The 24,695-nt window shown below is 71.3% G+C and carries 26 protein-coding genes, 1 tRNA gene and 1 pseudogene; 15 read left to right on the top strand and 13 right to left on the bottom strand.

Translation table 11 applies throughout. The features are described 5' to 3' along the window. Positions 1–63: 63 nt before the first annotated feature. Positions 64–864, bottom strand: coding sequence for an ABC transporter ATP-binding protein (locus ACFWBD_RS23485; protein ID WP_385669951.1), 801 nt, complete (start codon positions 862–864; stop codon positions 64–66). A gap of 391 nt (positions 865–1,255) precedes the next feature. Between ACFWBD_RS23485 and ACFWBD_RS23480 the strand changes: the two genes are divergently transcribed. After that, positions 1,256–1,338 (top strand) — tRNA-Leu (locus tag ACFWBD_RS23480). A 371-nt stretch (positions 1,339–1,709) separates the two neighbouring features. On the opposite strand, the gene ACFWBD_RS23475 is transcribed toward ACFWBD_RS23480, so the two are convergent. Together ACFWBD_RS23475 and ACFWBD_RS23470 are read right to left on the bottom strand one after the other, a co-directional pair. Then, positions 1,710–2,294 (bottom strand): HD family hydrolase, encoded by a 585-nt coding sequence (locus ACFWBD_RS23475; RefSeq protein ID WP_385669948.1) that lies wholly within the window; start codon positions 2,292–2,294, stop codon positions 1,710–1,712. A 13-nt stretch (positions 2,295–2,307) separates the two neighbouring features. Further along, positions 2,308–3,381 (bottom strand): helix-turn-helix domain-containing protein, encoded by a 1,074-nt coding sequence (locus tag ACFWBD_RS23470; protein WP_385669945.1) that lies wholly within the window; start codon positions 3,379–3,381, stop codon positions 2,308–2,310. A gap of 196 nt (positions 3,382–3,577) precedes the next feature. On the opposite strand from ACFWBD_RS23470, the gene ACFWBD_RS23465 reads away from it, so the two are divergent. The 7 genes from ACFWBD_RS23465 (at position 3,578) to ACFWBD_RS23435 (ending at position 9,775) form a co-directional block, all read left to right on the top strand. Then, positions 3,578–4,174 (top strand): hypothetical protein, encoded by a 597-nt coding sequence (locus tag ACFWBD_RS23465; protein ID WP_385669942.1) that lies wholly within the window; start codon positions 3,578–3,580, stop codon positions 4,172–4,174. Beyond that, a complete protein-coding gene (locus tag ACFWBD_RS23460; protein WP_385669939.1) occupies positions 4,167–4,673 on the top strand; it encodes an ATP-binding protein in 507 nt (168 codons plus the stop codon). Before ACFWBD_RS23465 ends, ACFWBD_RS23460 begins: the two co-directional genes overlap by 8 nt. 190 nt (positions 4,674–4,863) lie before the next feature. Further along, entirely contained in the window at positions 4,864–5,982 is a 1,119-nt protein-coding gene (locus ACFWBD_RS23455; RefSeq protein WP_385669936.1) for a radical SAM protein, read from the top strand. 2 nt (positions 5,983–5,984) lie between these two features. Further along, on the top strand, positions 5,985–6,182 hold the full coding sequence (locus tag ACFWBD_RS23450; RefSeq protein WP_385669933.1) for a hypothetical protein: 198 nt from the start codon (positions 5,985–5,987) through the stop codon (positions 6,180–6,182). 85 nt (positions 6,183–6,267) lie between these two features. Beyond that, positions 6,268–7,140, top strand: a complete 873-nt coding sequence (locus tag ACFWBD_RS23445; RefSeq protein ID WP_385669930.1) for a GNAT family N-acetyltransferase — start codon at positions 6,268–6,270, stop codon at positions 7,138–7,140. A gap of 332 nt (positions 7,141–7,472) precedes the next feature. After that, positions 7,473–8,648, top strand: a complete 1,176-nt coding sequence (locus tag ACFWBD_RS23440) for a 4-hydroxybenzoate 3-monooxygenase (protein ID WP_385669927.1) — start codon at positions 7,473–7,475, stop codon at positions 8,646–8,648. 233 nt (positions 8,649–8,881) lie between these two features. Further along, positions 8,882–9,775 carry a Bax inhibitor-1/YccA family protein gene (locus ACFWBD_RS23435; RefSeq protein ID WP_267022739.1) on the top strand — a complete coding sequence of 298 codons (894 nt, stop codon included), beginning with the start codon at positions 8,882–8,884 and terminating at the stop codon, positions 9,773–9,775. A 123-nt stretch (positions 9,776–9,898) separates the two neighbouring features. Here ACFWBD_RS23435 and ACFWBD_RS23430 read toward each other — a convergent pair whose 3' ends face one another. Continuing rightward, complete coding sequence (locus tag ACFWBD_RS23430) at positions 9,899–10,126, bottom strand: DUF4287 domain-containing protein (protein WP_020128488.1); 228 nt, start codon at positions 10,124–10,126, stop codon at positions 9,899–9,901. A gap of 104 nt (positions 10,127–10,230) precedes the next feature. On the opposite strand from ACFWBD_RS23430, the gene ACFWBD_RS23425 reads away from it, so the two are divergent. Beyond that, positions 10,231–10,542: a hypothetical protein gene (locus ACFWBD_RS23425; RefSeq protein ID WP_385669923.1), complete on the top strand. Its 312-nt coding sequence runs from the start codon at positions 10,231–10,233 to the stop codon at positions 10,540–10,542. A 3-nt stretch (positions 10,543–10,545) separates the two neighbouring features. Here the strand turns inward: ACFWBD_RS23425 and ACFWBD_RS23420 are convergent, their stop codons facing one another. The 3 genes from ACFWBD_RS23420 to ACFWBD_RS23410 form a co-directional block, all read right to left on the bottom strand. After that, positions 10,546–11,355: a hypothetical protein gene (locus ACFWBD_RS23420; protein WP_385669920.1), complete on the bottom strand. Its 810-nt coding sequence runs from the start codon at positions 11,353–11,355 to the stop codon at positions 10,546–10,548. Positions 11,356–11,652: 297 nt separating this feature from the next. Then, positions 11,653–12,873: an acetyl-CoA C-acetyltransferase gene (locus ACFWBD_RS23415; RefSeq protein WP_385669917.1), complete on the bottom strand. Its 1,221-nt coding sequence runs from the start codon at positions 12,871–12,873 to the stop codon at positions 11,653–11,655. A 222-nt stretch (positions 12,874–13,095) separates the two neighbouring features. Then, positions 13,096–14,133, bottom strand: coding sequence for an SGNH/GDSL hydrolase family protein (locus ACFWBD_RS23410; RefSeq protein ID WP_385669914.1), 1,038 nt, complete (start codon positions 14,131–14,133; stop codon positions 13,096–13,098). 160 nt (positions 14,134–14,293) lie between these two features. Between ACFWBD_RS23410 and ACFWBD_RS23405 the strand changes: the two genes are divergently transcribed. Further along, positions 14,294–15,682: a cystathionine beta-synthase gene (locus tag ACFWBD_RS23405; RefSeq protein WP_385669911.1), complete on the top strand. Its 1,389-nt coding sequence runs from the start codon at positions 14,294–14,296 to the stop codon at positions 15,680–15,682. A gap of 386 nt (positions 15,683–16,068) precedes the next feature. Here ACFWBD_RS23405 and ACFWBD_RS23400 read toward each other — a convergent pair whose 3' ends face one another. Then, positions 16,069–16,215, bottom strand: coding sequence for a hypothetical protein (locus ACFWBD_RS23400; protein WP_385670069.1), 147 nt, complete (start codon positions 16,213–16,215; stop codon positions 16,069–16,071). 17 nt (positions 16,216–16,232) lie between these two features. On the opposite strand from ACFWBD_RS23400, the pseudogene ACFWBD_RS23395 reads away from it, so the two are divergent. Next, positions 16,233–16,316 (top strand): annotated as a pseudogene (locus ACFWBD_RS23395) (short-chain dehydrogenase); the annotation flags it as partial. 19 nt (positions 16,317–16,335) lie between these two features. On the opposite strand, the gene ACFWBD_RS23390 reads toward ACFWBD_RS23395, so the two are convergent. Then, positions 16,336–16,761 carry a hypothetical protein gene (locus ACFWBD_RS23390; protein WP_385670066.1) on the bottom strand — a complete coding sequence of 142 codons (426 nt, stop codon included), beginning with the start codon at positions 16,759–16,761 and terminating at the stop codon, positions 16,336–16,338. 329 nt (positions 16,762–17,090) lie between these two features. On the opposite strand from ACFWBD_RS23390, the gene ACFWBD_RS23385 reads away from it, so the two are divergent. The 3 genes from ACFWBD_RS23385 (at position 17,091) to ACFWBD_RS23375 (ending at position 20,260) form a co-directional block, all read left to right on the top strand. After that, positions 17,091–18,599: an aromatic amino acid ammonia-lyase gene (locus ACFWBD_RS23385; RefSeq protein WP_385669908.1), complete on the top strand. Its 1,509-nt coding sequence runs from the start codon at positions 17,091–17,093 to the stop codon at positions 18,597–18,599. Next, positions 18,596–19,552, top strand: a complete 957-nt coding sequence (locus ACFWBD_RS23380) for a MurR/RpiR family transcriptional regulator (RefSeq protein ID WP_385669905.1) — start codon at positions 18,596–18,598, stop codon at positions 19,550–19,552. Before ACFWBD_RS23385 ends, ACFWBD_RS23380 begins: the two co-directional genes overlap by 4 nt. A gap of 123 nt (positions 19,553–19,675) precedes the next feature. After that, positions 19,676–20,260, top strand: coding sequence for a hypothetical protein (locus tag ACFWBD_RS23375; protein ID WP_385669902.1), 585 nt, complete (start codon positions 19,676–19,678; stop codon positions 20,258–20,260). A gap of 20 nt (positions 20,261–20,280) precedes the next feature. Here ACFWBD_RS23375 and ACFWBD_RS23370 read toward each other — a convergent pair whose 3' ends face one another. From ACFWBD_RS23370 to ACFWBD_RS23355, 4 genes are read right to left on the bottom strand one after another with little or no spacing between them, the layout of a single operon-like run. Next, a complete protein-coding gene (locus ACFWBD_RS23370) occupies positions 20,281–20,655 on the bottom strand; it encodes a hypothetical protein (RefSeq protein ID WP_385274487.1) in 375 nt (124 codons plus the stop codon). A 22-nt stretch (positions 20,656–20,677) separates the two neighbouring features. Beyond that, positions 20,678–21,214, bottom strand: coding sequence for a roadblock/LC7 domain-containing protein (locus ACFWBD_RS23365; protein WP_385669899.1), 537 nt, complete (start codon positions 21,212–21,214; stop codon positions 20,678–20,680). 34 nt (positions 21,215–21,248) lie between these two features. Continuing rightward, positions 21,249–22,169 carry a transcriptional regulator gene (locus ACFWBD_RS23360; protein ID WP_385669897.1) on the bottom strand — a complete coding sequence of 307 codons (921 nt, stop codon included), beginning with the start codon at positions 22,167–22,169 and terminating at the stop codon, positions 21,249–21,251. Beyond that, positions 22,166–22,585, bottom strand: a complete 420-nt coding sequence (locus tag ACFWBD_RS23355; protein ID WP_385669894.1) for a hypothetical protein — start codon at positions 22,583–22,585, stop codon at positions 22,166–22,168. Before ACFWBD_RS23355 ends, ACFWBD_RS23360 begins: the two co-directional genes overlap by 4 nt. 391 nt (positions 22,586–22,976) lie before the next feature. Between ACFWBD_RS23355 and hutU the strand changes: the two genes are divergently transcribed. Next, positions 22,977–24,641 (top strand): urocanate hydratase, encoded by a 1,665-nt coding sequence (gene hutU, locus ACFWBD_RS23350; RefSeq protein WP_385669891.1) that lies wholly within the window; start codon positions 22,977–22,979, stop codon positions 24,639–24,641. Positions 24,642–24,695: the final 54 nt, after the last annotated feature.

Here is a 24,695-nt window from a genome sequence, read left to right as displayed (position 1 = left end):
TGTCTTCTCAGTCCTGCTCGTCGTCGAGCGGTCGGTCCCGGTCGGAGATCGGCTGGTCGGGGATCAGGTGGTGAGGCCCTTGGAGTCGAACTCGGGGGTCTGGGCGTTTCCCCCGGAAAGACGCAGCATGCGGTCGAGCACCGAGTCGGCCGTCGGGCCGTACACCTCGTCGACGACCCGGCCGTCCGCGAGGAAGATCACCCGGTCCGCGTAGGCCGCCGCCACCGGATCGTGGGTCACCATCACCACCGTCTGACCCAGCTCCCGCACCGAGTTGCGCAGGAAGCCCAGCACCTCGGCGCCGGCGCGCGAGTCGAGGTTTCCGGTCGGCTCGTCGCCGAAGATGATGTCGGGCCGGGAGGCGAGGGCGCGGGCGACGGCGACCCGCTGCTGCTGACCGCCGGAGAGCTGCGAGGGCCGGTGGCTCAGCCGGTCGGCGAGCCCCACCATCCGGATGACCTCTTCCAGCCACTCCTTGTCCGGCTTGCGGCCCGCGATGTCCATCGGGAGCGTGATGTTCTCGATCGCCGTGAGCGTCGGCAGCAGGTTGAACGCCTGGAAGATGAACCCGATCTTGTCCCGGCGCAACTTGGTGAGCTGCTTGTCCTTCAGCGCGCCGAGCTCGGTGTCGCCGATGCGCACGGAGCCGGAGGAGAAGCTGTCGAGGCCCGCCACGCAGTGCATCAGCGTGGACTTGCCGGAGCCGGACGGCCCCATGATCGCGGTGAACTCGGCCTGCCGGAAGTCGACCGAGACCCGGTCCAGAGCGACCACCTGAGTCTCGCCCTGTCCGTAGATCTTCGACAGGTCCGTGGCGCGTGCGGCGACGGCGGTGGTCCGGTCTGCGAGGGGGCTGGTGGTCACGGGCGTGGCTCCTGACGGGACGACAACATGTCTTGGGGACGTGAACCATCGTCCTGGCCGCCGACGGCCGTGTAGTCAACCGCTGTTCCGGTTCCGAAGGCAGCCTCGGGTCGGACGGTGGACCGCCGGGTCATACCTGGGGATGACGCCCGTCCCCGAGAGCCGGAACGTCAAGAACCGGTGGAGCAACCTCGTTCGGACGGTGAAATTCCGTCATTCCGCATACGCAAGCGGTTGCCGCGCGCGAGGCTACTGGCAAGTGCAGATGGCGAGTTCCAGGTGCTGATGCACCCTCAGACGTCAATAAAATAAGACAACATCGGTCCGCTGTTCCGCTGTTCGAGGGACGGATCCCGATAGGGTCGGAAGCTCAAACGGAGCCCTCAGGCCTGCCCAGATGGTGGAATGCAGACACGGCGAGCTTAAACCTCGCTGCCCCCCGCGGGCGTGCCGGTTCAAGTCCGGCTCTGGGCACTTCCGACGTCTCGGCGATCGCTGCATCCTCCATCGAGGCATTGACCGCCGCGGCGGCCGGCCCCCTCGCCTTCCCGACCGTTGACACCCGGTGAGGACCTCATCGCCCCTCCAACCGGAGGCGGGCGGCCCGCCGCTGTTCGAGGCTGATGCGGTCGGCACCGTGCGCCGGGGTCGGCGCAGCTCCATGAGCCGCCGAATGTCGTCGTTGACGTCCTCCGGGGCAGGGCAGGCCGGACCCGTATGGGTCTGTGTGGGACAGGGCCTGTCCGACCATGAGGCCGAGACCGGGAAGGCATGCAGCAACCGCAGAGGGAGGGTCTGACACCGGCCGCCGAGGGCCCGGTGTCCGGCGGCCCGGGTACGGCAGGTCAGCGCGGCTGCTCGCCGAGGGCCGAGCGCAGCCAGTCGAGCGAGCCTGTCGCCAGGACGGCATCCGCGAGGGCCTGCCCGGACTTGGTCGTGATCCGGCCGCGGGAGTTGTCGATCCAGCGCTGAGCGTTCGCGTATCCCTGGTCTCGGTACTCGATTCCCTGGATCATGCACTCCAGCTTGTCGGCGTCCCGCGCGCAGTCGGCTTCCAGGGTGTCGCGGGCCTCGTATGCGCCGATGATCTCCGTCACCGCCTCAGCGACGGCCGCAGGCATACCGGCGACCTGGTCCGCGGCGATGTCCCTCGGGTCGGCCTCCACCTCGGTGTACTTCTTCCCGAGGTGGTTGACGTCGCCGGTGCGGGTCTCACCTGTGTCGTGCCAGACCGCGAGGAGCGCGGCGCGGGACGGGTCGGCGCCTTCCATGGCCGCGATGACCGAGGCGATGAGTGAAGTCCGCCAGGAGTGTTCGGCGACCGTCTCGGGCTGGCGTACGCCCGCCATCCACCACCCGGTGCGGGCCGTGTGCTTGAGCATCCCGGCCTCGAACAGGAACTTCGCCACCGGAGAAAGGTCGTCGGACACCTGCGGTCTCCTCTCACGCCTCGGCGAGGCGGATTGCATAACGGATGCTCTCCAGCTCGCGCCTACCACGTGACGTGAGCTCCCGGCTATCCAACATCACCGGCAGGCGTTCGCGTAGGGCACGGGCAGCGGCCCCCGACCGCAACAGGTCGGGGCGCACCTGGAGCAGCGACCACACGGAATGGATGTTGAGATCTACGTAGCCATGCGCGGGCGCGATGCCCTCGACTAGATGGGCGAGGAGCCGGTCCCCGTGCCACGGGCCGAGGGAGTCGTCCGCGATGAAGTCGTCCGAGAGCTGGGGGACGCTCGTCTCGCCGATCCAGTACGCCCAGTAGGCCAAGTTCGCCGCCTCGCCCGCCTCGTCGTCCTGGAGCGCCCGGTCGATGAAGTACGCCATGCGCGCGCGGTCACCCTGGCGGGCCGCGACAGCGGCGACACTGCGCTCGATCAGCCACCCCGTGAGCCAGTCGTTCGGCCGCTCGGTGCGCTGCTGCTGAGCGAGCCAATCCCCGGTGTCGGCCTGCTGGTCGTACCCGGACAGGTAGAGAGCCTGACGGCGCAAAAGGAAGTGACCCGGGCCGCGTGCCTGCTCTGCGGTGCGGCGCATCTGCGCGAAGAACCTGGCCCGTTCGGCGGCGGTCAGATCCGGCCCGGTCGGGGCTGGCCCCCTCCTCGGCCGCGGCGGCACGGGCAGCGCGCGGACCGTACGCGGCGGCACACCGTTGAGCGGCCAGGCCAGAACCTCGGCTAACTCGCGCTGCATGACCACCGCGCCGAGGGGGTTGTCCTCAGCCAGGGCCTCCTCGTCGAGTGCGGATGTGAGGAGGACGTCCGCCTCCAAGGCGCGTTCGAGGGCCTGGAGCAGGGTGGGCGAGGTACCCATCCGCATCAGCCGGTGGCGCATGTTGAGCATCTGGCCGACGGTTACGGACGTCAGGGGGCGTCGGCCGCTCTCCCATCCGGCGATCGTGTCCAGGGCCACCTTCAGATGCTCGGCGGCCTCCTCCTGCGTGTAGCCCTGCTGCTCGCGGATCACCCGGAGGACGTACCCGCTGAGCAGGCCGGATCGGGGCCGATGGGCCATACCCGTACCAGCGGTCAGGGTCCGTCGTGTGCTTGGCCGCATGGGAAGTCCAATCCCGGCGGTTTCAGGTAAACCACCCGTACTCACGGTCACTTCAGGGTCACGCTCTGACTTTGTACGGTCGTGGTGTCCCTGAATCGAGCCTATTGGGAGGCCGCGACACATGGGCTCTGTTCCCCACACTCACCACCCGTCGGTGGCACCGTCGACGCCCTCTCACTGGGGGCTGTCCGGTGAGCCATCCCCGATCCACGACCACGGACGAGCCGCGCATCGGCAGAGGGCGGAACGTCGTCCTGCCGCCGAACACTGGCTCCTGCTGTCGGCCGACGACATAGCCACGGCCCGCGCGGAATGGCGTAACTGTGGCGTCGCGCTCCTGCACATCGGCGTTCGGGTCGGTGCCGTCGGCATCAGCGGGACCCTCGTCCACGCAGCCGCGGGGACCGACGACCCCGCCCGCGTCAGCGCCTACCTCGGCCGGGCCCTCCTCGGCGGTCCGGTCTTCTTTCACCGGAGCATCGAGCGGTACTACGTCCTCGTCCAGGGAAGCACCGGCCGACGCCCGGAATTGGAGCGTGCGGGGGACGACGCCGAGTTCACGGGCTCCGCTCACTACCTCGGCGTCCCCGCTCTGGACGTCACCACCCCGGAGGCCGGGCACACGTTCTGGTCCGTGGAGTTCGAGAGCGCTGGTGTCCTCGCCTCCGCTGACGTCCTGCGTCAACTCGTCGACTGCTGCCGTCTCCGCGTCGCGCAGACAATCAGCGCGGGGAGACGGATCGGTGACTGACCAGATCGCAGGACACCGCATCGTGGGGCGAGACCTGGTCCCTGCGGACGACCTGCTGATGATCTCCGAGGTTCTGCCCCGGGAGACGGAGTCCGTGCCGGTCGCCCGTCGGCTTGTTCGTGACGCTCTCTTGCGCTGGCAGCTCCCCGGGCTCGTCGAGGCTGCCGAGCTGGTCATCTCCGAGATGGCCGCCAACACGGTGAACCATGCCCGCGCGGACTGTATGCGCGTGACCGTCTACCGGGTCGGGGACGACCGCGTCAGGGTGGCCGTCATCGACCGGAGCTGCGCCATGCCCGTCCTGGCGGACGCGGGAGACGATACCGAGCACGGGCGGGGCCTGGCACTCGTCGACGCGGTCTCGCAGCAGTGGGGCTACGACCCGTTCCGCTGGGGGAAACGAGTCTGGGCCGACCTGGTGGCCGACGGCGAGGACAGCCCTGAGGGCCACGTCCCCATGTACAACACGCCGTGCGGCAGGCCGCTTACGTCCCGATAGTGCTCGCGCTCGGCGCCGCGATCGTCTGGTCCACCTTCGCCTCGCGGGCCTGACCCGGCGGCCCCTCATCTCCGCTCCGGCCGTGACGTCGCGGTCCCCGACGGAGCGGTCTGAACTCCTGTCCCCTCGCCCCCCGTCCCGGCCGTGCTGCTCCGCCATAACCGGGACGGACCGACCCCTCGGAGATCCCATGCATACCCTGATCGCCGCGCCGTTCCTGGAACAGCACGTACTCGTACGCCCGGGAAGTCGTGGCGGCGTGCTCCTCCCGGAAGACCGGTACGAGGAGCTACGCACCGTCAACCCCGCTGCGCCGACCCCGGCCTGGCTCGTCGCCGCCGTCCGTGAGCAGTGGGACGACCTCGACGTCACGGGCCGCCCGGTCGGTGACTTCCTACTCGTCCGGCAGCCGTCCGACTGGGCCTACGGCAAGGCGAGTTACGAGCTCAACCTCGGTTGTAACTACGACTGCAAGCACTGCTACCTCGGCGTCAAGGTGCAGTCCGGGATGGCCTGGACGGACAAGCGGCGCTGCCTGGACATCATGGCCGAGGCCGGCGTCCTCTTCCTCCAGGTCACCGGCGGTGAGCCGACCATGGACCGGGACTTCATGCGCGCGTACCGGCACGCCTGGGAGCTCGGCATGATGATCACGGTCTCGACGAACGGCTCGATGCTGTGGCGTGAGAACCTGCTCCGCCTCTTCCGGGAGTGCCCGTCGTACCGCGTCACGGTGTCCATGTACGGGGCGACGAAGCGCAGTTACGACGAGCTGACGCGGCGCGAGGGCGCGTGGGATCAGTTCGTGCAGGGTATGAACGCGGCCCGCCACGCCAAGCTCCCGCTGCGGATGAGCATCGTCGTCACCGAGGACAACGGCGCCGAGGAACAGGCGATGGTCGACCTGTGCGAGTCGTGGGGCGTGGAGTACGAGGTCTTCACGAACATGACGCCGACGATCTACGGCGGCGGCGAGGTGCTCACCGCGCAGAGCAAGGAGCACCTGCGGTTGCGAAAGACCTTCACGGGTTGCAACGCAGGACACACCTTCTTCCACATGGACCCCTACGGACTGGTGTCCATCTGCAAGATCGGCCGCGACGACCAGATCAGCCTTCCCCACGAGGGGATTGAGGGCCTTGCCCGGCTGGGGGAGATCGCGGACCGCCTCATGCTTCGAACCGGCGGCTGCTCGGGATGCAGCATCGCCGGTTCCTGCCGCGTGTGCAGGCCCCTGGCCAAGCACTACCAGGAGGCGAAGGCCCCGCTGGCGGCTTACTGCCAGCACGGAGAGAAGAAAGCAGGGTGACGATGACCGCTGTAGCAGTCGAGATCTCGCCGAGGCGTCCGCTCCCGGACGACGGACCCGGGGGTGGCCAGCCATACTTCACGCGGCCGGTTCTGGCGCCGTCCCCGGCGGTGACCTGGGTGACCGGCGTGGCCGACATGGACACCGTCATGGACAGCGCGAAGTGCAGCTGCGCCGCCGGCGACGACAACCCGCACTAGGTCTGACCGGCGAGTAACCCGCAGCCCCGGCGCGACATTGCGCCGGGGCCTGTGGCGTCTCCTCGACATGGGTAGCGTGCGGGGCATGCGCTTTCGCTGGGGCTGGATCGAGCCCGTGATGCCCGTGCCGTACGTTCCGACCCTAGGCCCTGTCCTGCGTGACGATCCCCTCCCCGACCTCTTCGAGGCCGTCGTAGAGACCGCCGGCACCGGCCGCTTTCTGCCGTACGACAAGGACCGCCGCTGGTCCGACGCGAAGGCCGAGCGTGTGCTGGTCGACGCGATCGAGCACGAGGAGCGCCGGACTCTCCTGCCGACGCTCCTGGAGCGCGGGCCGGGCACGGTCAAGGTGCACGTCTACGGGGCGGGGCCGGACGATCTGGCAGCCGGCGCCGACATGGCGCGGAAGCTGGCCGTCGTGCACGGTGCGGGCCGGGCCCGGGTCGTCTCGTTCGTCGGCCCCGACCATCCTGCGCCGTCCGGAAGTACCCGCGTCCAGCTCAAGGACTTCGCCGACGGGCCAGGCATGGAGGCCGATGCGCGGGTATTGGAGTACAAGCAACTCGACGACCCCGAACGGTTCGGCGTCTTCGCCGACCTGATGACGGCTGACGGGTTCGCGTTCCTCTACGAGCAGATGCGGGCCGGGACCGTCGACCCGGTCCTCACCGTCCTCGACGGGGGCTGTGTGGCCGGCGCCATCGGCCCCATGGAGACCATGGCGGACCCGACTGGCCAGGCCCGGCTGCTGCCGCAGTACTTCGGTGTCCTGCCGCACTGCCGGGGCTTCGGGTACGGACGGAGTCTGTGGCGTGCGGCCATGCACTGGGGGTACCACCACGGTGCCGCGTATCAGCTCCTCCAGACCGAGGTTGGAGGAGCCTCCGACGGCCTGTGCGCGAGTGAGGGGCTGACGTCGCTCGGTTTCGTGAACCAGAGGGATGCGTATCTTCCGTGACCGGAACCGGCCATGATCGGTTTCACGGCTCGTCGCCGTGCTCCTCGGGAGCCCGGCGGTGCCCGGCTCCGGGGCACCGCTCCGCTTGAGACAGGACCCGGAGCCGCGACGCGTGGGCCCGGCAGCCAACATTGCCCGGAAGCGGTTCAAGTCCGGCTCTGGGCACTTCCGACGTCTCGGCGATCGCTGCATCCTCCATCGAGGCATGGACCGCCGCGGCGGCCGGCCCCCTCGCCTTCCCGACCGTTGACACCCGGTGAACAGGGGCGCAGACTCACGTCGCAACACAGTGAAGAAAACTTCACTGTGCGAACAGCGAAGGGAAACGCCCGATGCGCACCACCGTCGGCATCGTCGGCGCCGGACCGGCCGGCCTCCTCCTCGCCCGTCTGCTCCACAACGCGGGCGTCGACTCCGTCGTGCTGGAGAGCCGGGACCGGGCCTACGTCGAGCAGCGCCAGCGCGCCGGGATCCTGGAGCAGGGCACGGTGGACGTGCTGCGCGCGGCCGGCGCCGGGGAGCGCATGGACCGCGTGGGGCTGCGCCACGACGGCATGGAGCTGCGGTTCGCCAGGCAGCGTCACCGCGTCGACTTCCCCGCCCTCACCGGCGGCCGGTCGGTGACGGTCTACGCGCAGACCGAGGTGTGCAAGGACCTCATCGCCCTCCAGCTCGAGGACGGCGGCCCGCTGCTGTTCGAGGCGGAGGCGCTGGCCGTCGAGGACGCCGACACCGACCACCCGCGGGTCCGCTTCCGCCACGAGGGCGTCGAGGACGTCCTCGAGTGCGACTACGTCGTCGGCTGCGACGGCTTCTGGGGCGTCGCCCGGCAGGCGATCCCAGCCGCACCGAGGCGGACCTTCGAGCGGACGTACCCCTTCGGCTGGCTCGGCATCCTCGCCGACGTGCCGCCCTCGCACGACGAGCTCGTCTACGCCCGCCACGACCGCGGCTTCGCGCTGCTGTCCATGCGCTCCCCGTCCGTCTCCCGCCTCTACCTCCAGGTGCCCGAGGGCACGGACGCGCAGGCGTGGGCGGACGAGGCGATCTGGGACGAGCTGGAGCGCCGCTTCGAGACCGACGACGACTGGAAACTGGAGCGCGGGGCGATCACCCAGAAGTCGGTCACCCCCATGCGCTCCTACGTGCACGAGCCCATGCGGCACGGCAGACTCTTCCTCGCCGGGGACGCGGCCCACATCGTGCCGCCGACCGGGGCGAAGGGGCTGAACCTCGCCGTCGGGGACGTCGTCACCTTCGCGCGGGCGCTCGCGCACCGGGGAAAGACGGGGTCCGCCGCTCTCCTGGACGCCTACTCCGAGACCTGTCTGCGGCGCGTGTGGCAGGCCGAGCGGTTCTCGTACGACATGACCACCCTCCTGCACCGCGCCCCCGACGCCACCCCCTTCGAGGACCGGCTCCAGCTGGCCCGCCTGGAGCGCATCGCCTCCTCCCGGGCCGCCGAGACCGACCTGGCCGAGGCGTACACCGGCTTCCCGTTCGGGTGATCGGACAGCCGGTCCCGTCAAGGGCGCGTCCGGGCCCGCCCGGTCTCCGCGCGGTACCGGACATGTCGCGGCTTGGTCATGAACACGGCCCTCCTGTGCCGGGAATCACGACGCCACGTAGCGTGTTGGGCAGCAGGAACAGGGAAAGATCCTCCCCAAGCACTAGGGTCAATCCTTTGCCTACCCATTACCCTTGAGCTCAAGGCCGCGCAGTGTGGCCACGGAGGAGTGCAATGAGGAGCAGAAACCCGGTCTTCTCGCGACGGGGGTTCAGCCGCGACAACGGCTACGCGGGCTTCAACGCCGCGCCGCAGGCCGGGGGACCCGCAGTCGGCACGCAGCAGGGCAACCCTTACGCCCAGCAGGCCGGCAACCCGTACGCGCAGAACCCTTACGCCCAGCAGGACCTCTCGCACGGCGCCCCGCCGCAGGCCCCGGCCGCCACCGGCCGGATGACCATGGACGACGTCGTCGCGCGCACCGCGACCACGCTCGGCACCGTGGTCGTCACCGCGGTGCTGTCCTGGGTGCTGCTGCCCGTCGACGAGGCCAACATCGGCAAGTCGTACGGCATCGCCATCGGCGCCGGTCTGGTCGCGATGGTGCTGGCCCTGATCCAGTCGTTCAAGCGCCGCGCGGCCCCCGCGCTGATCCTGTCGTACGCCGCCCTCGAGGGCGTCTTCCTCGGCGTGATCTCCAGCGCGGTCTCCACGTACATCGCGGACGGCGTCGTCGCCCAGGCGGTGATGGGCACCATGGCGGTCTTCGCCGGCGTGCTCGTGGCGTACAAGGCGGGCTGGATCCGCGTCAACCGCCGCTTCTACGGCTTCGTGATGGCCGCCGCGCTCGGCTTCGTCCTGCTGATGGCCGTGAACCTGCTGTTCACCGTCTTCGGCGGCGGCGACGGCCTCGGCTTCCGCAGCGGGCCGCTCGGCATCGTGTTCGGTGTCATCGGCATCCTGCTCGGCGCCTGCTTCCTGGCCCTGGACTTCAAGCAGGTCGAGGACGGCATCGCGTACGGCGCCCCGCGCGAGGAGGCCTGGCTCGCCGCCTTCGGCCTCACGCTGACGCTGGTGTGGATCTACATGGAGTTCCTGCGACTCCTCTCGATCCTCAACAGCGACTGAGCGACCGAGCGCGACTGAGCGACCGGGCGACCGAACCGTCCGGACGGTGACAGTGAGAAGGGCCCCGGGATTCCGATCCCGGGGCCCTTCTCCGTGTCCATAGGGTGGTGTGTCGCGTGCGCGCTAGAGGAGTTTGCGCGCGGCCCTCCTCAGGTCGTACTCGTGGATGATCGCCTTGGCGTGGCCGTACGCGAGGTTGTGCTCGGCGCGCAGCCAGCTGACCTTCTCCTCGAAGCGGAGAGCGGGGCCTTCGTCGACGGTGCGCAGCCAGTCGGCGACTTCACGACCGGTGCAATGGGGGATGCGGGCCAGTATGTTGCGGTGGGTCTCCTCGGAGAGGACATGGGACATCGGCGCCTCCGGTAGCAAAGGGGATGTAAGCCGGTCCTTCAGGTCACCGTGCCTGAGTGTTCGCCCGTTGGCAACAGTGCCGCTGCGACGCGTAGTCTCGCGGCGTGGCTGATACGACGTCCCTGACCCGTGCGGTGGACCACTTCGCCGATCGTCTGCGCGCAGCTTCGCAGAGCCGACTCCAGAGAGGCGCGGCCACGGAGGCGCTGGCGCTGGCCAGGGAGTTGGTGCGGCGCGCGCAGCTCATCGAGGAGCCCGGAGTGCTGCCGCGCGAGATGCCGGACGCCGGGATGTTCGCCGCCGCCGATCAAATCACCGTCGCGGCGCACGACTTGGCCCTCGTACTCACGGACGAGGGCCAGGTTCGGGAAGCTCTGGAGTTGGTGGCGCAGGCGCAGAAGCGGGCGGGCGTGTGAGCCTCACAGGCTCGCTATGACCCGGTCGGCCAGGATGTAGACGTTCTCCGCGCCGCACTGGAACGTCAGGGTGTACGCCCCCGAGATGCCCGACCCGCCCAGCAGGAACGGGGTCTCGCCCGCGGTGAGGGCCGCGGCGAGGCGTTCCGCCGTCTCGCGGTGGCCCGGGGTCATGCACAGGGTGGTGCCGTCGGCGAAGACGTAGACGTCGAGGGTGCCGAGCGGGCCCGGGCGGACGTCGGTCAGCTCGATCCGGGACGCGGCCAGTTCCTCGAGCGTCGCCACCGTGCGCTCGTGGTCGTTCACGATCGGTGACTGGACCGGTACGAAGTCGGGGTGGGACGGGTGACGGCGGCGGGCCGCGGCCAGTTCGGCGGAGTCCCCGGCGAACTCGTCGGCGTCCGCGCCCGGCTCGGACACGGACTCCAGCGGCTCCAGGCCCACGAAGTCGGTCTGGCGGGGCAGGAAGAGCTCACTGTCCGGGAGGCCCAGCAGGGAGGGCGCGTCGGAGGCGTCACGCGCCTCCTGGGCGGCCCAGAACGCGCGCGCCTCGGCGAGCTCCCGCTCCCGCTCCTCGGCGAGCGCCTCGGCCACGGCAGCGCGTATCTCGGCCGCGTCGGCCGTGGTGCGGGCGGCCGGGACGAAGCCGCGCAGTTCGGCGGCGGTCTCCTCGGCGTTCCTGGCGTCCCTGGCGAGTTGGGTGTGCAGGGCGGCGACCTGCCGGCGCAACTGCAAGAGGGTGCGCAGGACGGCGACGCCCACGGCGCCCGTGGCGGCCGTGGTGACCAGCAACGCGATCGGCATGGCGCTCACTGACGTACTCCCGGTTCAAAGTCGACCCCCGACTTCCTACATCAGCTTGAAGGGTGGACTATCCACCTGTCAGTGCGTAACGTCACGAAACGGGCAGGACTTTGGGCCTGAGGTTTGGTGGCGAAGGGCGCTGAGCTGCGTAAATCCCTCCGGGGAGGGAGATAGGTCACATCCTGGGGGAGATTGGATCACAAAACGGCCCGGAGTCCAGGGGCTTTCCGGACTCCGGGCCGATTCGTCACCGCAGGTGCTGAGACGGTTACGCAGGGGCCCTGTCGGGGGCCGGCGCCCGGGTGATCAGCTCAGGCGCTCGATGACCATGGCCATGCCCTGGCCGCCGCCGACGCACATCGTCTCCAGACCGAACTGCTTGTCGTGGAACTGGAGGGAGTTGATGAGCGTGCCGGTGATGCGGGCGCCCGTCATGCCGAAGGGGTGGCCGACGGCGATGGCGCCGCCGTTGACGTTCAGCTTGTCCAGGTCGACGCCGAGCTCGCGGTAGGAGGGGATCACCTGCGCGGCGAACGCCTCGTTGATCTCGACCAGGTCGATGTCGCCGATGGTGAGGCCCGCCCGGCGCAGTGCCTGGTTGCTCGCCTCGACCGGGCCCAGGCCCATGATCTCGGGGGACAGGCCGGAGACGCCGGTCGACACGATGCGGGCGAGCGGGGTGAGGCCGAGCTCGCGGGCCTTGGTGTCGCTCATGACGACGACCGCGGCGGCGCCGTCATTCAGCGGGCAGCAGTTGGCGGCGGTGACCATGCCGTCGGGGCGGAAGACCGGCTTCAGGCCCTGGACGCCCTCCAGCGTGACGCCGGCGCGCGGGCCGTCGTCCTTGCTGACGACCGTGCCGTCGGGGAGCGTCACCGGGGTGATCTCCCGCTCCCAGAAGCCGTTCTTGACGGCTTCCTCGGCGAGGTTCTGCGAGCGGACGCCGAACTCGTCCATGTCCTGGCGGGTGACGCCCTTGAGGCGGGCGAGGTTCTCGGCGGTCTGGCCCATCGCGATGTACGCGTCCGGGACGAGGCCGTCCTCGCGCGGGTCGTGCCAGCTCGTGCCCTCCTGCGCGGCGACGGCCGCGGTGCGGGCCTCGGCCTCGGCGAAGAACGGGTTGCGCGTGTCGGGCAGGCTGTCGGAGTTGCCCTTGGCGAACCGCGAGACCAGCTCGACACCGGCCGAGATGAAGACGTCGCCCTCGCCGGCCTTGATGGCGTGCAGCGCCATCCGGCTGGTCTGGAGGGACGAGGAACAGTAGCGGGTGATCGTGCAGCCGGGGAGGTGGTCCATCCCCATCTGCACCGCCACGATGCGGCCGAGGTTGTTGCCCTGCTCGCCGCCGGGCAGGCCGCAGCCGAGCATCAGGTCGTCGATGTCCCTCGGGTCCAGCTCGGGGACCTTGGCGAGGGCCGCCTGGATGATCGTGGCGGTGAGGTCGTCCGGGCGCAGGTCCTTCAGGGAGCCCTTGAAAGCGCGGCCGATGGGTGAGCGGGCGGTCGAGACGATGACTGCTTCGGGCATCACGGCTCCATTGGCGGGAAGTGCGTACGGTGGTCGGCTCCTTGGGAAGTTACCTGCACGTATGGCCGGGGTCACTGGTGTGGCCGTGTGACGCGCGCCGCAATTTACTAAGCGCTTGCTTGGGCCTCCGGCGGTTGGCCGGGGTGCGCGGGCGGGGCAGCGCGCAGGGGCCCGGGGGCCGCCGCCCCGGACCCCTGCTTCGGCCCTGGACGGGCCCCGTCCTCACACGCCGGAAGGGCTGATGGGGGACGTCGGTTCCGTTTCCGGCACCCGCCGCCTGCGGCGGCGCTTGAGAAGGGCCCAGGGGCCTCGGGGGCCCGTCGGCATCGCTGCCGTGACCTCCGTGCCGGCCTCCGAGGCCGCTTCCGCCGCTGCTCGGGCCACCGGCAGGAAACCCTCGCGGCGGGAGACGTCCGGGCGGTCCTCCTCCGCCGGCCACAGGCCTAGGGCCGCGCAGACCGTGGGGAGGAGTGCCATCGCCGCCGTCGCGTACCCCTCCGCCGAGGGGTGGTAGTGGTCGGGGCCGAACAGCTCGCCCGGGTTGGCCTCGAACTCGGGGCCCAGCAGGTCGCCCAGGGAGACCGTGCGGCCGCCTTGCTCGACGGCGCCGATCGTCTGGGCGGCCGCGAGCTGGCGTGAGGCCCGGCGGGCCAGCCAGCGCAGCGGCTGCTGGACCGGCTCGATCGTGCCCAGGTCGGGGCAGGTGCCGACGACGACCTCGGTGCCGGCCGTGCGCAGCCGCCGTACCGCCGAGGACAGGTGGCGGACCGAGCGGGTGGCCGGCATCCGGTGGGTCACGTCGTTCGCGCCGATCATGATCACGCAGACGTCGGGCACCTGATCGGAGTCGCCGAGCACCAGCGCGACCTGGCGGTCGAGATCGTCGGACTGGGCGCCCGGGAGCGCCACGTTGCGCAGTTGCACGGGGCGTTCTGCGACCGCCGCCAGGCCCGCGGCCAGCAGTGCGCCCGGGGTCTGCCCGGAGCGGTGGACGCCCTGGCCGGCCGCCGTGGAGTCGCCCAGCATCGTCAGGCGCAGGGGTTCCTTGCCGGGTCCGGGCGCGTCGTAGGCGAGGCCGTAGCGGCCCTCCGCCTGGGGGACGTGCGGATGCGTCCCGTTGTTCACCTGGCGCCGCGCCAGATGCATCTCCGCCAGCACCAGCCCGACCGCCGCCGCCCCGGCCAGTCCGATGCCGCCGCCGCCATAGGCCGCGCCGGCCGCGATGCGCCGGGCCACTCTCGCCCTCGACATGCTCGTCATGCCTCGACGCCACCTCCTCGTGTCCGTACACCCTCTCCTTGCCCCGTACGGACCGTGGCCCAATCTCCACCAGGAGTGAACCTGCCGCCCGGCCCCCGCCCGGGCCGTACCCTGGCGTAACCACTACGACCACTGTTTTTGCAAGCAACCGGAGACAACGGTGCAATTCCACGACTCGATGATCAGCCTCGTCGGCAACACCCCGCTGGTGAAGCTCAACAGCGTGACCAAGGGCATCCAGGCGACCGTCCTGGCCAAGGTGGAGTACTTCAACCCGGGCGGTTCCGTGAAGGACCGCATCGCCCTGCGCATGATCGAGGCGGCGGAGAAGAGCGGGGAGCTCCTGCCCGGCGGCACGATCGTCGAGCCGACCAGCGGAAACACCGGGGTCGGGCTGGCCATCGTGGCGCAGCAGAAGGGGTACAAGTGCATCTTCGTGTGCCCCGACAAGGTGAGCACCGACAAGATCAACGTGCTGCGGGCGTACGGCGCCGAGGTCGTCGTGTGCCCCACCGCCGTGGACCCCGAGCACCCGGACTCCTACTACAACGTCTCCGACCGGCTGGTGCGGGAGACGCCGGGCGCGTGGAAGCCGGACCAGTACTCCAACGCGAACAACCCGCTCTCCCACTACCACTCCACCGGCCCTGAGCTGTGGGAGCAGACGGAGGGGCGGATCACCCACTTCGTCGCCGGCGTCGGCACCGGTGGCACCATCTCCGGGACCGGGCGCTACCTGAAGGACGCCAGCGAGGGCCGGGTCCAGGTCGTCGGCGCCGACCCCGAGGGGTCCGTGTACTCCGGCGGGTCCGGGCGGCCCTACCTCGTCGAGGGCGTCGGCGAGGACTTCTGGCCGACCGCCTACGACCGGACCGTCGCCGACGAGATCGTCGCGGTGTCCGACAAGGACTCCTTCCAGATGACCCGGCGGCTCGCGAAGGAGGAGGGGCTGCTGGTCGGCGGCTCCTGCGGGATGGCCGTGGTGGCCGCCCTGCGCGTCGCCGAGCGGCTCGGGCCGGACGACGTCGTGGTCGTCCTGCTGCCCGACAGCGGTCGCGGGTACCTCTCGAAGATCTTCAACGACGAGTGGATGGCCGACTACGGCTTCCTCGAGGACGAGGGCCCCAGCGCCCGTGTCGCGGACGTCCTCAACGACAAGGTGCACGGCGCCATCCCCTCCCTCGTCCACATGCACCCGGACGAGACCGTCGGCGAGGCCATCGAGGTGCTGCGCGAGTACGGCGTCTCCCAGATGCCGATCGTGAAGCCCGGCGCCGGTCACCCGGACGTCATGGCCGCCGAGGTCGTCGGGTCGGTCGTGGAACGGGAGCTGCTGGACGCGCTGTTCACCCAGCGGGCCTCCCTCGACGACCCGCTGGAGAAGCACATGTCCGCCCCGCTGCCGCAGGTCGGCTCCGGTGAGCCGGTCGGCGACCTGATGTCCGTGCTCGGCACCGCGGACGCGGCGATGGTCCTCGTCGAGGGCAAGCCCACCGGGGTCGTCAGCCGCCAGGACCTGCTGGCCTTCCTGGCCAAGGGCGGGAAGTGACTTCCGGGGGGCAGGGGCCGAAACCTCCGGGAAACCTCCGGTGAACGGTCCCTTTGGGCGCTGAACTTCCGTTTGCCTACCGAAGTGGTGGACTTCGCGGAAGTGGTACGAGGGCGTCACGTCCACGCAGCACCCGGTTAACACGCGTCGGGCATATTCATGGGTGTCGGCAGGGCGGGAGCGGCTCCCCGCCCCACCGGCACCCAAACGGCGTCACGGACCTCCGGAGCGGCTCCCGGACCTCCACCGACGCCATGGACGCGCAAGCCCGGCCTGACCCGGCCCGCGTCCCTCGCGGGGACCGCCGTCGTCCCGCCCCCCGGCAACGGGGGTGCGGCGGTCCCCGCGCAAGCTTCCGCCCTTGAGGCCTGTCCACCGGACAGGCCTCAAGGCGTTGTCCGTACCGCCGTCGCTTTCCAGCTGCCCAGGAACCGCAGCCGCTCCTCCGTCTCGGAGCCCGCTTGCGGGGTGTAGACCAGCAGCGACCGGTCCGGGTCCGCCGAGACCGCCGGCGTCTCGTACGGGAAGGTCAGCAGGCCCGCGACCGGGTGCCGACGTCGTCGCCTACGCGACCAGCCGCCCCCGGCACGTCAACCTGCGGCAGATCATGGTGCTGCCGACCCGGCAGGCGTGAACCCCGGCCCCGGCCCGGGTCACTCCTCCCAGTCGCCGTCCTTCGAGGAGCGGCGACGGGTGCCGAAGAGACCGGGGTGGGAGCGGGCGGCCTGGACCACGTTGACGCCGACGATGCCCACCCAGGAGACGATCAGGCCGGGCAGGTGCGCGGTGCCCGCGCCGATCGCGGACAGCGGGATCGCCAGCACCAGCGAGACGATGCCGAAGCCGAAGCGTTCACCCCACGAGTCCGTCGCCCTGGGCGAGCGGGTGTCCCGGGCCGCCACCATCTGCTGCTCCGCGAACTGCCGCCGCACCCGGCGCTCCACCGCGCCGTCGATGCGCTGGTCGACCTTCTCCAGGAACGAGTCCACCAGCGCGGACTCGTACTCCTCGCCCAGCTCCCTGCGGGTCTGAAGGGTGGCGTCGAGGTCCTTCTTGAGGTCCGTGTCCCGCGCTTCCATGGTGGTCTCCCATCCCGTCATGCGACCAGGCTAGGGAGCGGGGACGCCCGCCGCACTGGGGATAGCCCCCCTGTCCGCGGTGGGGCGGGCCTGCTTCGTCAGCCCGTGCTGCTTCGCGTACGCGTTCTCCCGGACTGCCGTCCGTGCCGTTGGGGAAGCGCTTGTGGACCGCGTCGGACGGGATCACGAGTTGTCCCTTGCCCGGTTGTATATCGTCATGCAGAGTTCTCGGTAGGTGAATAGCTCGTGCACGGTTCGGTGGTGATCCGAGGTGACGGATGACCGGCAGGCGAGATCGAGTATCCGGATCGATGGGAGTTCGTGGCCTTATGCCGTCTCGGATGGTGGAGGCCCCTTCCGGGGTCGGCTCCGGTCTCGTCGTCCTCGACGGGATCGCTCTCGGCGTCGCGGACGTCGCGCGCCTCGCCGACCGGGCCGCCCGCCCGGTTCCCGGCACCGAGGCGACGAAGCGGATGACCGAGTCCTGGGACGCCGCCCGACGGATCGCCGCCACCGGTCGCGTCTACGGCCGCTCCACCGGGGTCGGCGCCAACCGGAACGAGGACGTGCCCACCGAGGCGGCCGCCGAGCACGGTCTGCGCCTGCTGCGCAGCCACGCCGGCGCCATCGGCGAGGAGCTGCCCGCCCGACAGGTCCGGGCCATGCTCGCCGTCCGCGCCAACCAACTGCTCGCCGGCGGCGCCGGCCTCAGGCCCGGCGTCGTCACGGCGCTGTGCGAGGCGCTGGAGAGCGGGGCGTATCCGGTCGTCAACGAGTTCGGCTCGGTGGGGACCGGGGACCTGGCGGCGCTGGCACAGGTCGGGCTCGCGCTGGTGGGGGAGCACCCGTGGCGCGGCACCGGAGCCCCCGAACCGCAGCAGCTCGACAACAACGACGCCCTCGCGCTCATCAGCAGCAACGCCCTCACCCTCGGCCAGTCCGCCCTCGCCCTGCACGAACTGCGCGGACTCCTGGAGGCCACCCAGGTCGTCGCCGCGCTCTCCCTGCTCGCCGTCGACGGCTCGCACGAGGCGTACGCCGCCCCCGTGCACGCCGCCCGCCCGCACCGCGGCTCCGTCGAGGTCGCCCGCCGGATGCGGGAGCTGATCGGCGCGCAGGACCGGCCCACGCCACCCCTCGGCAGGATCCAGGACCCCTACGGCTTCCGCTGCCTGCCCCAGATCCACGGCCCCGCGCACGACGCCGCCGACGCCCTGGAGGAAGTGGTCGGCATCGAGATCAACGCGGCCGCCGAGAACCCGCTCATCTCCCCCGAGGACATGGCCGCCTACCACCACGGCGGCTTCTACCAGGCCCAACTCGCCCTCGCCCTGGACCACTTCAGGCTGGCGCTGACCCAGGTGGCCCGGCTGTCCACCTCCCGCCTGTCGACCCTGAACGAACCGGCCTACACCCGGCTGCGCCCCTTCCTCGCCGACCCCGAACCCGCCTCCTCCGGCGTGATGATCCTGGAGTACGCCGCCGCTGCCGCCCTCGGTGACCTGCGGGCCTTCTCGGCCCCCGCCTCCCTCGGCCACGCTGTACTCTCCCGAGGCGTCGAGGAACAGGCCAGTTTCGCCTCGCTCGCCGCCCGGCAGACACTGCGCGCCTGTGCCGCGTACCGTCTCGTCGTCGGCTGCGAACTCGTCGCCGCCGTACGGGCGCTGCGCCAGCGCGAGCTGCGGCCCGAGCCGGGGCTCGTGGCGGGCCGGGCGCTGGAGATGGCCGAAGCGGTGCTCGACGCGGAACAGGCCGACCGGCCGCTCACGGACGACGTGCGGGCGGCGGCGGGGCTGCTGGACCGGTTCACGGAGATCTGGAGGGGGAGCGGGGCATGAGCGCGAAGACGGAGACCGGTGAGGGAGTGCCGGATCCCGGGGTGTCGGGTCCCGGAGGATCGGGTCCGCAGGCGCCGGGTCCGGGGGGCTCGGGGCCAGGGGCGCCGGGTGCCGGTGTGCCGGACAGTCCCGCCGCTCGGCTGCAGGCGCTCTTCGAGGGGCACCGGCTGACGCCTACCCAGCGGCGCATCGCGCACAGCATGGTGCGGCGCGCCGCCGACGTGCCGTTCCTGTCCAGCGTGGAGCTGGCCGAACTCGCGGGTGTCAGCCAGCCGTCGGTGACCCGCTTCGCGGTCGCGCTCGGCTTCGACGGCTACCCCGCCCTGCGCAAGCACCTGCGCGAGGTCACCCCCGCCGAACAGACGGCCGGGCCGGCCTCGTACAACGAGTACCAGCAGGCCGTCGAGGCCGAGATCGAGAACCTGAGGCACCTCGCCGAACTGCTCGCCGATCCCCGGCCGGTGCAGCGGGCGGGCCGGCTGCTGGCGGCCTCCCGCCCGCTCCCCGTGCTCGGACTGCGTGCCGCCGCCTCCCAGGCGTACGGGTTCGCCTACTTCGCCGCCAAGGTCCATCCGGACGTACGGCTGCTGAACGAGGGCGGCACGATGATCCACGACCGGATCGACGCGGCCGTCCGGGCGGGCGCCTCGGCCCTGCTCTGCTTCGCGCTGCCCCGGCATCCGCGCGAGGTCGTCGACACCCTCGCCTACGCCCGGAAGGCGGGGCTGAGCGTGGTGACGGTCGCCGACTCCGCGTTCGCGCCCGTCGCCAAGGTCTCCGACCTGCTGCTGCCGGCCGCCGTCGGCACCGGTCTCGCCTTCGACACGGCGTGCGCGCCGATGCTGCTCGGCCGGGTGCTGCTGGAGGCGATGTGCGACGACCTGCCCGACGCGCAGGCCCGGCTGGAGGAGTTCGACGCGCGGGCGGCGGCGCGGGGGCTCTTCGTGGAGTAGAACCCGCCCCTGTCTCTCCACCGTGTTCTCCGTCGTTTCCGCCGCGTTCTCTCAGACTCGTCTCACGTTCGCTCACTAGTCTGAGCGGTCACGAGACTGAGCCGGAGAGACCAGGAGGCGGACGTGGCGCGCGGAGGGCAGGGGCTGGCTCGGGTGGCCGTCGTCGTACGGGCCGGAGCCGCGCCGTTGTGGTGGTGCGGAGTGTTCGCGGCCGGGGTCGGGGTCCTGGTGCCCGGCCTCACCGGACGACGGATCGGGGTGCTGGCCGGGGCCGCGCTCTTCGTCATCGCCGTCGCCGTGGCGGCGTGGCGCGGCCGCAGGCGGCTCACCGGCCTCGGCCGCTGCGCCGCCCGGGCCGGCAAGCAGGACGTGCTCCAGGACCGGGCGGTGACCGTCCGCACCTGGCGGCGCGGTCACCGCTGGTGGCTGCTGCTCGCCTTCGTGGCCGCGCTCGGCAGTTCCTTCGTGGTGCCCGCGGCCGCCGGCCTGCTGCTCGCCGGCTGGGGGACGGGGCTGCGGCTGAAGGCCGCCTGGCTCGGGCGGCGCGAGCGGGCCGACGACGCGCTGCTGTGGGTGCGCGTCGACTGGCTGGACCGGCGCGGCGGACGCCCCGCGGGCAAGGCCGTCAAGGCGTACCGCAGCACCGGCATCGCGGCGGGCGACGCGGCCCCGGGCGGGTCACGCCGCCGCACCGCGGCGCTGGTCTAGCCACGGTCCGGCCGGACCGGCTATACCTCGAGGTCCTCCTCGATCCTCTTCAACTGGTGGCGGGCCATCGCCAGGTTGGCCCGCTTGGCGTCCAGGACCAGGTACATGAAGAGCCCGTTGCCGCCGCGGCCGCTGATCAGCCGGATCAGGTGGTACTGGTCGTTCAGCGTGATCAGGATGTCCTCGATCTGGCCCTTGAGCCCGAGGTGCTCCATGGTGCGCATCTTGGCGCGCACCACGTCGGTGTTGCCGGCGGCGGCGACGTTCAGGTCGAACGTCTTGCTGCCGCCCATGGTGCCCAGCGCCATGCCGCTGGTGTAGTCGACGAGCGCCACTCCGGTCGCGCCCTCGATGGAGGCGAGACACTCTTTCAGTGTGGTTTCGGTGTTGGCCATGACAGTGCTCCTCGGTTCCTTCTCAACTTTCCGTGGTGGTGCGCGCGTTGGTGGTCGCCGATCCGCGCGCCGATCTGGTCCGTACGATGGGTGGCTTGGCGGGCGTCCGTACGGGCGCCTTCGGGGGAGTCTTCGCCGGCGCCCTGGCCGGTTCCGGGGCGGCGGCCTGCGCCTCCCGCGCCTTCGCCTCCCACGCGTCGACGAGCTCCCCGATGCGGGCCCCGGCCCGGCGGCCCTCCAGATGCAGCCGGCCGACGTTGACGCGGTCCTGCGCGAGCAGGGTCAGCACGGCGCTCTCACCGGCCGCATAGGTCGCGACGTAGCCGTAGACCCCGCGCACGAGCAGCTCGCGGAAGTCGCCCTGGCCGGTCGTGTCCGCCATCCGCACCGCGACGCCGAGGGCGGCGGCGGTCAGCGCGGCCACCACCTCCGGCTCCACACCGGGCGTGTCGTGGGCGAGGACGAGACCGTCCACGCCGGCCGTCAGGGCACCGGTCAACTGGGGCACCCGGGCCCGCAGTCGCCGGAGTTCGTCGAGTATTTCCGGCTCGGACACCATCAGCTCGCTCCTCTCGGCGCGCGGTCGCTGCCGTTCAAAGGGCCTCCAGCGCATCCCTGAGCCTTTTCAGCAGAGTGATGTCGGGGTCGTTGACACGGGGCAGGGTGATGCCCGGTGGCGGGTCGGGGTCGGGGGCGACGGGACCTGCGGCGGGAGTCGCGGCCGCCGGCCTGGATCGGAGCGGGGGCGCGGCCGGCTGCGGGCGGTGCGGCCGGGGCGGCGGGAAGAGCGCGGTCAGCAGGCCGGCCGCCGCCAGCCGCCGGACGTCCACCAGGGTGTGGAAGGCCTGCCGGCCCAGCTCCCGGGCTATGTCCGACGCGGTGCGCACACCGTCCACCGAGGCCAGCACCGCGCTCTGCCGGGCGGTCGGCGCGGGCGCCGCGACGGTCTCGGCCCGGCGCAGCGGCGCCCCGTCGGTCAACGGGTCCGGCCACAGCCGGTGCAGCAGCTCGCGGCGGCGCAGCGTCTCGCGCTCGACCGCCTCGACCGGGACCGGCCGGAGCGTGCCCAGCCGGTGCCCGGCGCCGTACCGGAAGTGGCCCGGGGTGCTGCTGGGGGTGAGTGCGAAGTACGCCGCGTCGTACACCGCCTCCAGGTGGCACAGTTCCAGCGCGCCGCGCGGGACACGGCCGGCGTCGAGCAGCAGCCGGGCGACGCCGTACTCCTCGTCGGCCCGGTCCACCGCGTCCTGCCAGACGTCGGGGGCCAGGGTGCCGTGGGCCAGGAGGAGCACGTCGAGGCCCGGGGCGAGGGGGCTCTCGGCGTGCACCACACGGCCCTCGGCGAGGTAGAGCGAGCCGCGCTCGCGCTCCAGGACACCGGTCGCCCGTTCCGCCGCGAGCCGGGTCAGCATCGGCGACAGCCCGCTGCCGCGCTCCCGGGCCGCGGTCTTCTCCCGCACGGGCAGCCGGGGCGGCGGGGTCGTCCCCTGCGGGGGCGTTCTCACCGCGGTCACCCCAGCACCAGCCGTCCGGCCATCTCGCCCAGCCGGATCCGGGCCAGCGCGAGGTTGCCGTCCGGCCGGGCCAGCCACACGTGCAGGAACACGCTGCTGTCGAAGGACGTCGGTACGAAGCGGAGCACGTGGTAGCTGTCCCGGTTGCTGATGATCAGGTCCTCGACCGGAGGATCGGCGGCCCCGCCGCCGCCCCCTTGGCCGTCCTGGCTGTCGTAGCCGTCGGGCGCGAACGCCCGCTGCTCCGCGGTGAGCCGGGCCACCTCGGCGGCCTCGGCCGCCGCCGCCTCGTGGTCGCCGCCGGGGAACTCCCCGACCGAGCCCAGGGCCAGCCCGCTCGTCCAGTCGACCAGCGCGGCGCCCCGGGCACCGGGCAGCCGCATGGCCTCCAGTAGACACTCGTCGATTCCGGGCACCGTTGGGCTCCCCTCCCGCCTTCGGTTCGGCTGAGTGATGAAGAAGCTACGCAACGTAGGCGAGGAGGGGTGAGTCTTCTGGCATTTTCCAGCGGAACATGCGGCGGGGCGGCTAACGTGGGTCGACTGACCCCGTTTCGGGCCGAATCGGCGCCCCATGCGCCCCTTCTCCACCGTTCAACACCGGCCCACCGGCGCGCGTCAACGGAGCGCGCTTCCGTGCGGGGTGGTGAACGCGAAGGCGCGCGCCCCCTCATTCCTGTCCTCATGGCTTTCGCCGCGCCGGGGCGCGCTGCGGCCCCGATGTATTGACTAGTCCTATTCATCGAGTCAGGATGTGAATAACAACAGCAACACCCGCCGGGATCACCCATCCGCAAGGAGGCAGACCATGTCAGGACCCCGCCCCGTACGAGCGCCACGCGGTACGGAACTGAGCGCCCTGGGATGGCAGCAGGAAGCCGCCCTGCGGATGCTCCAGAACAACCTCGACCCCGAGGTCGCCGAACACCCCGACAAGCTCGTCGTCTACGGCGGCACGGGCAAGGCGGCCCGCGACTGGCGCTCCTTCGACGCGATGGTCCGCACGCTCAGGACCCTCAAGCAGGACGAGACCATGCTCGTGCAGTCCGGCCGCCCGGTCGGCGTCATGCAGACCCACGAGTGGGCCCCGCGCGTCCTCATCGCCAACTCCAACCTCGTCGGCGACTGGGCCAACTGGGAGGAGTTCCGCCGGCTGGAGCAGCTGGGCCTGACCATGTACGGCCAGATGACCGCCGGTTCCTGGATCTACATCGGCACCCAGGGCATCCTCCAGGGCACCTACGAGACCTTCGCCGCCGTCGCCGCGAAGAAGTTCGCCGGCACCCTCGCCGGCACGATCACCCTCACCGCCGGCCTCGGCGGCATGGGCGGCGCCCAGCCCCTCGCCGTGACGATGAACGACGGCGTGGCCATCTGCATCGACTGCGACCCGCGCGCCATCGAGCGCCGCATCGAGCACCGCTACCTGGACGTCAGGGCCGACAGCCTGGACCACGCGCTCCAGCTGGCCGTCGAGGCCCGCGACCAGCGCAAGCCGCTCTCCATCGGCGTCCTCGGCAACGCCGCCGAGCTCCTCCCGCAGCTGCTCGCCATGGGCGCCCCCATCGACATCGTCACCGACCAGACCTCCGCCCACGACCCGCTCGCCTACCTGCCGACCGGGATCGCCTTCGAGGACATGGCCGACGCCGCCGAGAAGGACCCGGCCGGCTTCACCACCCGGGCCCGCGAGTCGATGGCGAAGCACGTCGAGGCGATGGTCGGCTTCCTGGACGCCGGCGCCGAGGTCTTCGACTACGGCAACTCCATCCGCGGCGAGGCCCAACTCGCCGGGTACGAGCGGGCGTTCGCCTTCCCCGGCTTCGTCCCCGCCTATATCCGCCCGCTGTTCTGCGAGGGCAAGGGCCCCTTCCGCTGGGCGGCGCTCTCCGGCGACCCGGCCGACATCGCCAAGACCGACAGGGCGATGCTCGAACTCTTCCCGGAGAACGAGTCCCTGGCCCGCTGGATCAAGCTGGCCGGTGAGCGCGTCCACTTCCAGGGCCTGCCCGCCCGTATCTGCTGGCTCGGCTACGGCGAGCGCGACAAGGCCGGCGAGCGCTTCAACGACATGGTGGCCTCGGGCGAGCTGGCGGCCCCGCTGGCCATCGGCCGCGACCACCTCGACTGCGGTTCCGTCGCCTCCCCGTACCGCGAGACCGAGGCCATGCTCGACGGCTCCGACGCGATCGCCGACTGGCCCCTGCTGAACGCCATGGTCAACGTGGCCTCGGGCGCGTCCTGGGTCTCCATCCACCACGGCGGCGGCGTCGGCATGGGCCGCTCCATCCACGCCGGCCAGGTGTCCGTGGCCGACGGCACCAAGCTGGCCGGCGAGAAGATCCGCCGCGTCCTCACCAACGACCCCGGCATGGGCGTCATCCGGCACGTGGACGCCGGGTACGACATCGCGGAGTCGGTCGCGGACGAGCGGGGCGTGCGGGTGCCCATGCGTGAAGGTGACGACGCGTGACCCTTCCGGGAGACGAGCGGGGCGGCAACGGTCCGGCGGGGGCCGAGCTCTCGC

Origin of the sequence: Streptomyces sp. NPDC060002 (assembly GCF_042737245.1) — a bacterium.
GTDB lineage: Bacteria > Actinomycetota > Actinomycetes > Streptomycetales > Streptomycetaceae > Streptomyces.
This window is presented reverse-complemented; position numbering and strand designations above follow the sequence as displayed.

What these genes read in the sequence shown, in the direction of transcription:
- ACFWBD_RS23470 (WP_385669945.1), bottom strand. Translation starts at nt 3,381, where the DNA reads ATGGCCCATCGGCCCCGATCCGGCCTGCTCAGCGGGTACGTCCTCCGG.
- ACFWBD_RS23455 (WP_385669936.1), top strand. Translation starts at nt 4,864, where the DNA reads ATGCATACCCTGATCGCCGCGCCGTTCCTGGAACAGCACGTACTCGTA.
- ACFWBD_RS23450 (WP_385669933.1), top strand. Translation starts at nt 5,985, where the DNA reads ATGACCGCTGTAGCAGTCGAGATCTCGCCGAGGCGTCCGCTCCCGGAC.
- ACFWBD_RS23445 (WP_385669930.1), top strand. Translation starts at nt 6,268, where the DNA reads ATGCGCTTTCGCTGGGGCTGGATCGAGCCCGTGATGCCCGTGCCGTAC.
- ACFWBD_RS23440 (WP_385669927.1), top strand. Translation starts at nt 7,473, where the DNA reads ATGCGCACCACCGTCGGCATCGTCGGCGCCGGACCGGCCGGCCTCCTC.
- ACFWBD_RS23435 (WP_267022739.1), top strand. Translation starts at nt 8,882, where the DNA reads ATGAGGAGCAGAAACCCGGTCTTCTCGCGACGGGGGTTCAGCCGCGAC.
- ACFWBD_RS23430 (WP_020128488.1), bottom strand. Translation starts at nt 10,126, where the DNA reads ATGTCCCATGTCCTCTCCGAGGAGACCCACCGCAACATACTGGCCCGC.
- ACFWBD_RS23415 (WP_385669917.1), bottom strand. Translation starts at nt 12,873, where the DNA reads ATGCCCGAAGCAGTCATCGTCTCGACCGCCCGCTCACCCATCGGCCGC.
- ACFWBD_RS23410 (WP_385669914.1), bottom strand. Translation starts at nt 14,133, where the DNA reads ATGACGAGCATGTCGAGGGCGAGAGTGGCCCGGCGCATCGCGGCCGGC.
- ACFWBD_RS23390 (WP_385670066.1), bottom strand. Translation starts at nt 16,761, where the DNA reads ATGGAAGCGCGGGACACGGACCTCAAGAAGGACCTCGACGCCACCCTT.
- ACFWBD_RS23385 (WP_385669908.1), top strand. Translation starts at nt 17,091, where the DNA reads ATGCCGTCTCGGATGGTGGAGGCCCCTTCCGGGGTCGGCTCCGGTCTC.
- ACFWBD_RS23380 (WP_385669905.1), top strand. Translation starts at nt 18,596, where the DNA reads ATGAGCGCGAAGACGGAGACCGGTGAGGGAGTGCCGGATCCCGGGGTG.
- ACFWBD_RS23370 (WP_385274487.1), bottom strand. Translation starts at nt 20,655, where the DNA reads ATGGCCAACACCGAAACCACACTGAAAGAGTGTCTCGCCTCCATCGAG.
- ACFWBD_RS23365 (WP_385669899.1), bottom strand. Translation starts at nt 21,214, where the DNA reads ATGGTGTCCGAGCCGGAAATACTCGACGAACTCCGGCGACTGCGGGCC.
- hutU (WP_385669891.1), top strand. Translation starts at nt 22,977, where the DNA reads ATGTCAGGACCCCGCCCCGTACGAGCGCCACGCGGTACGGAACTGAGC.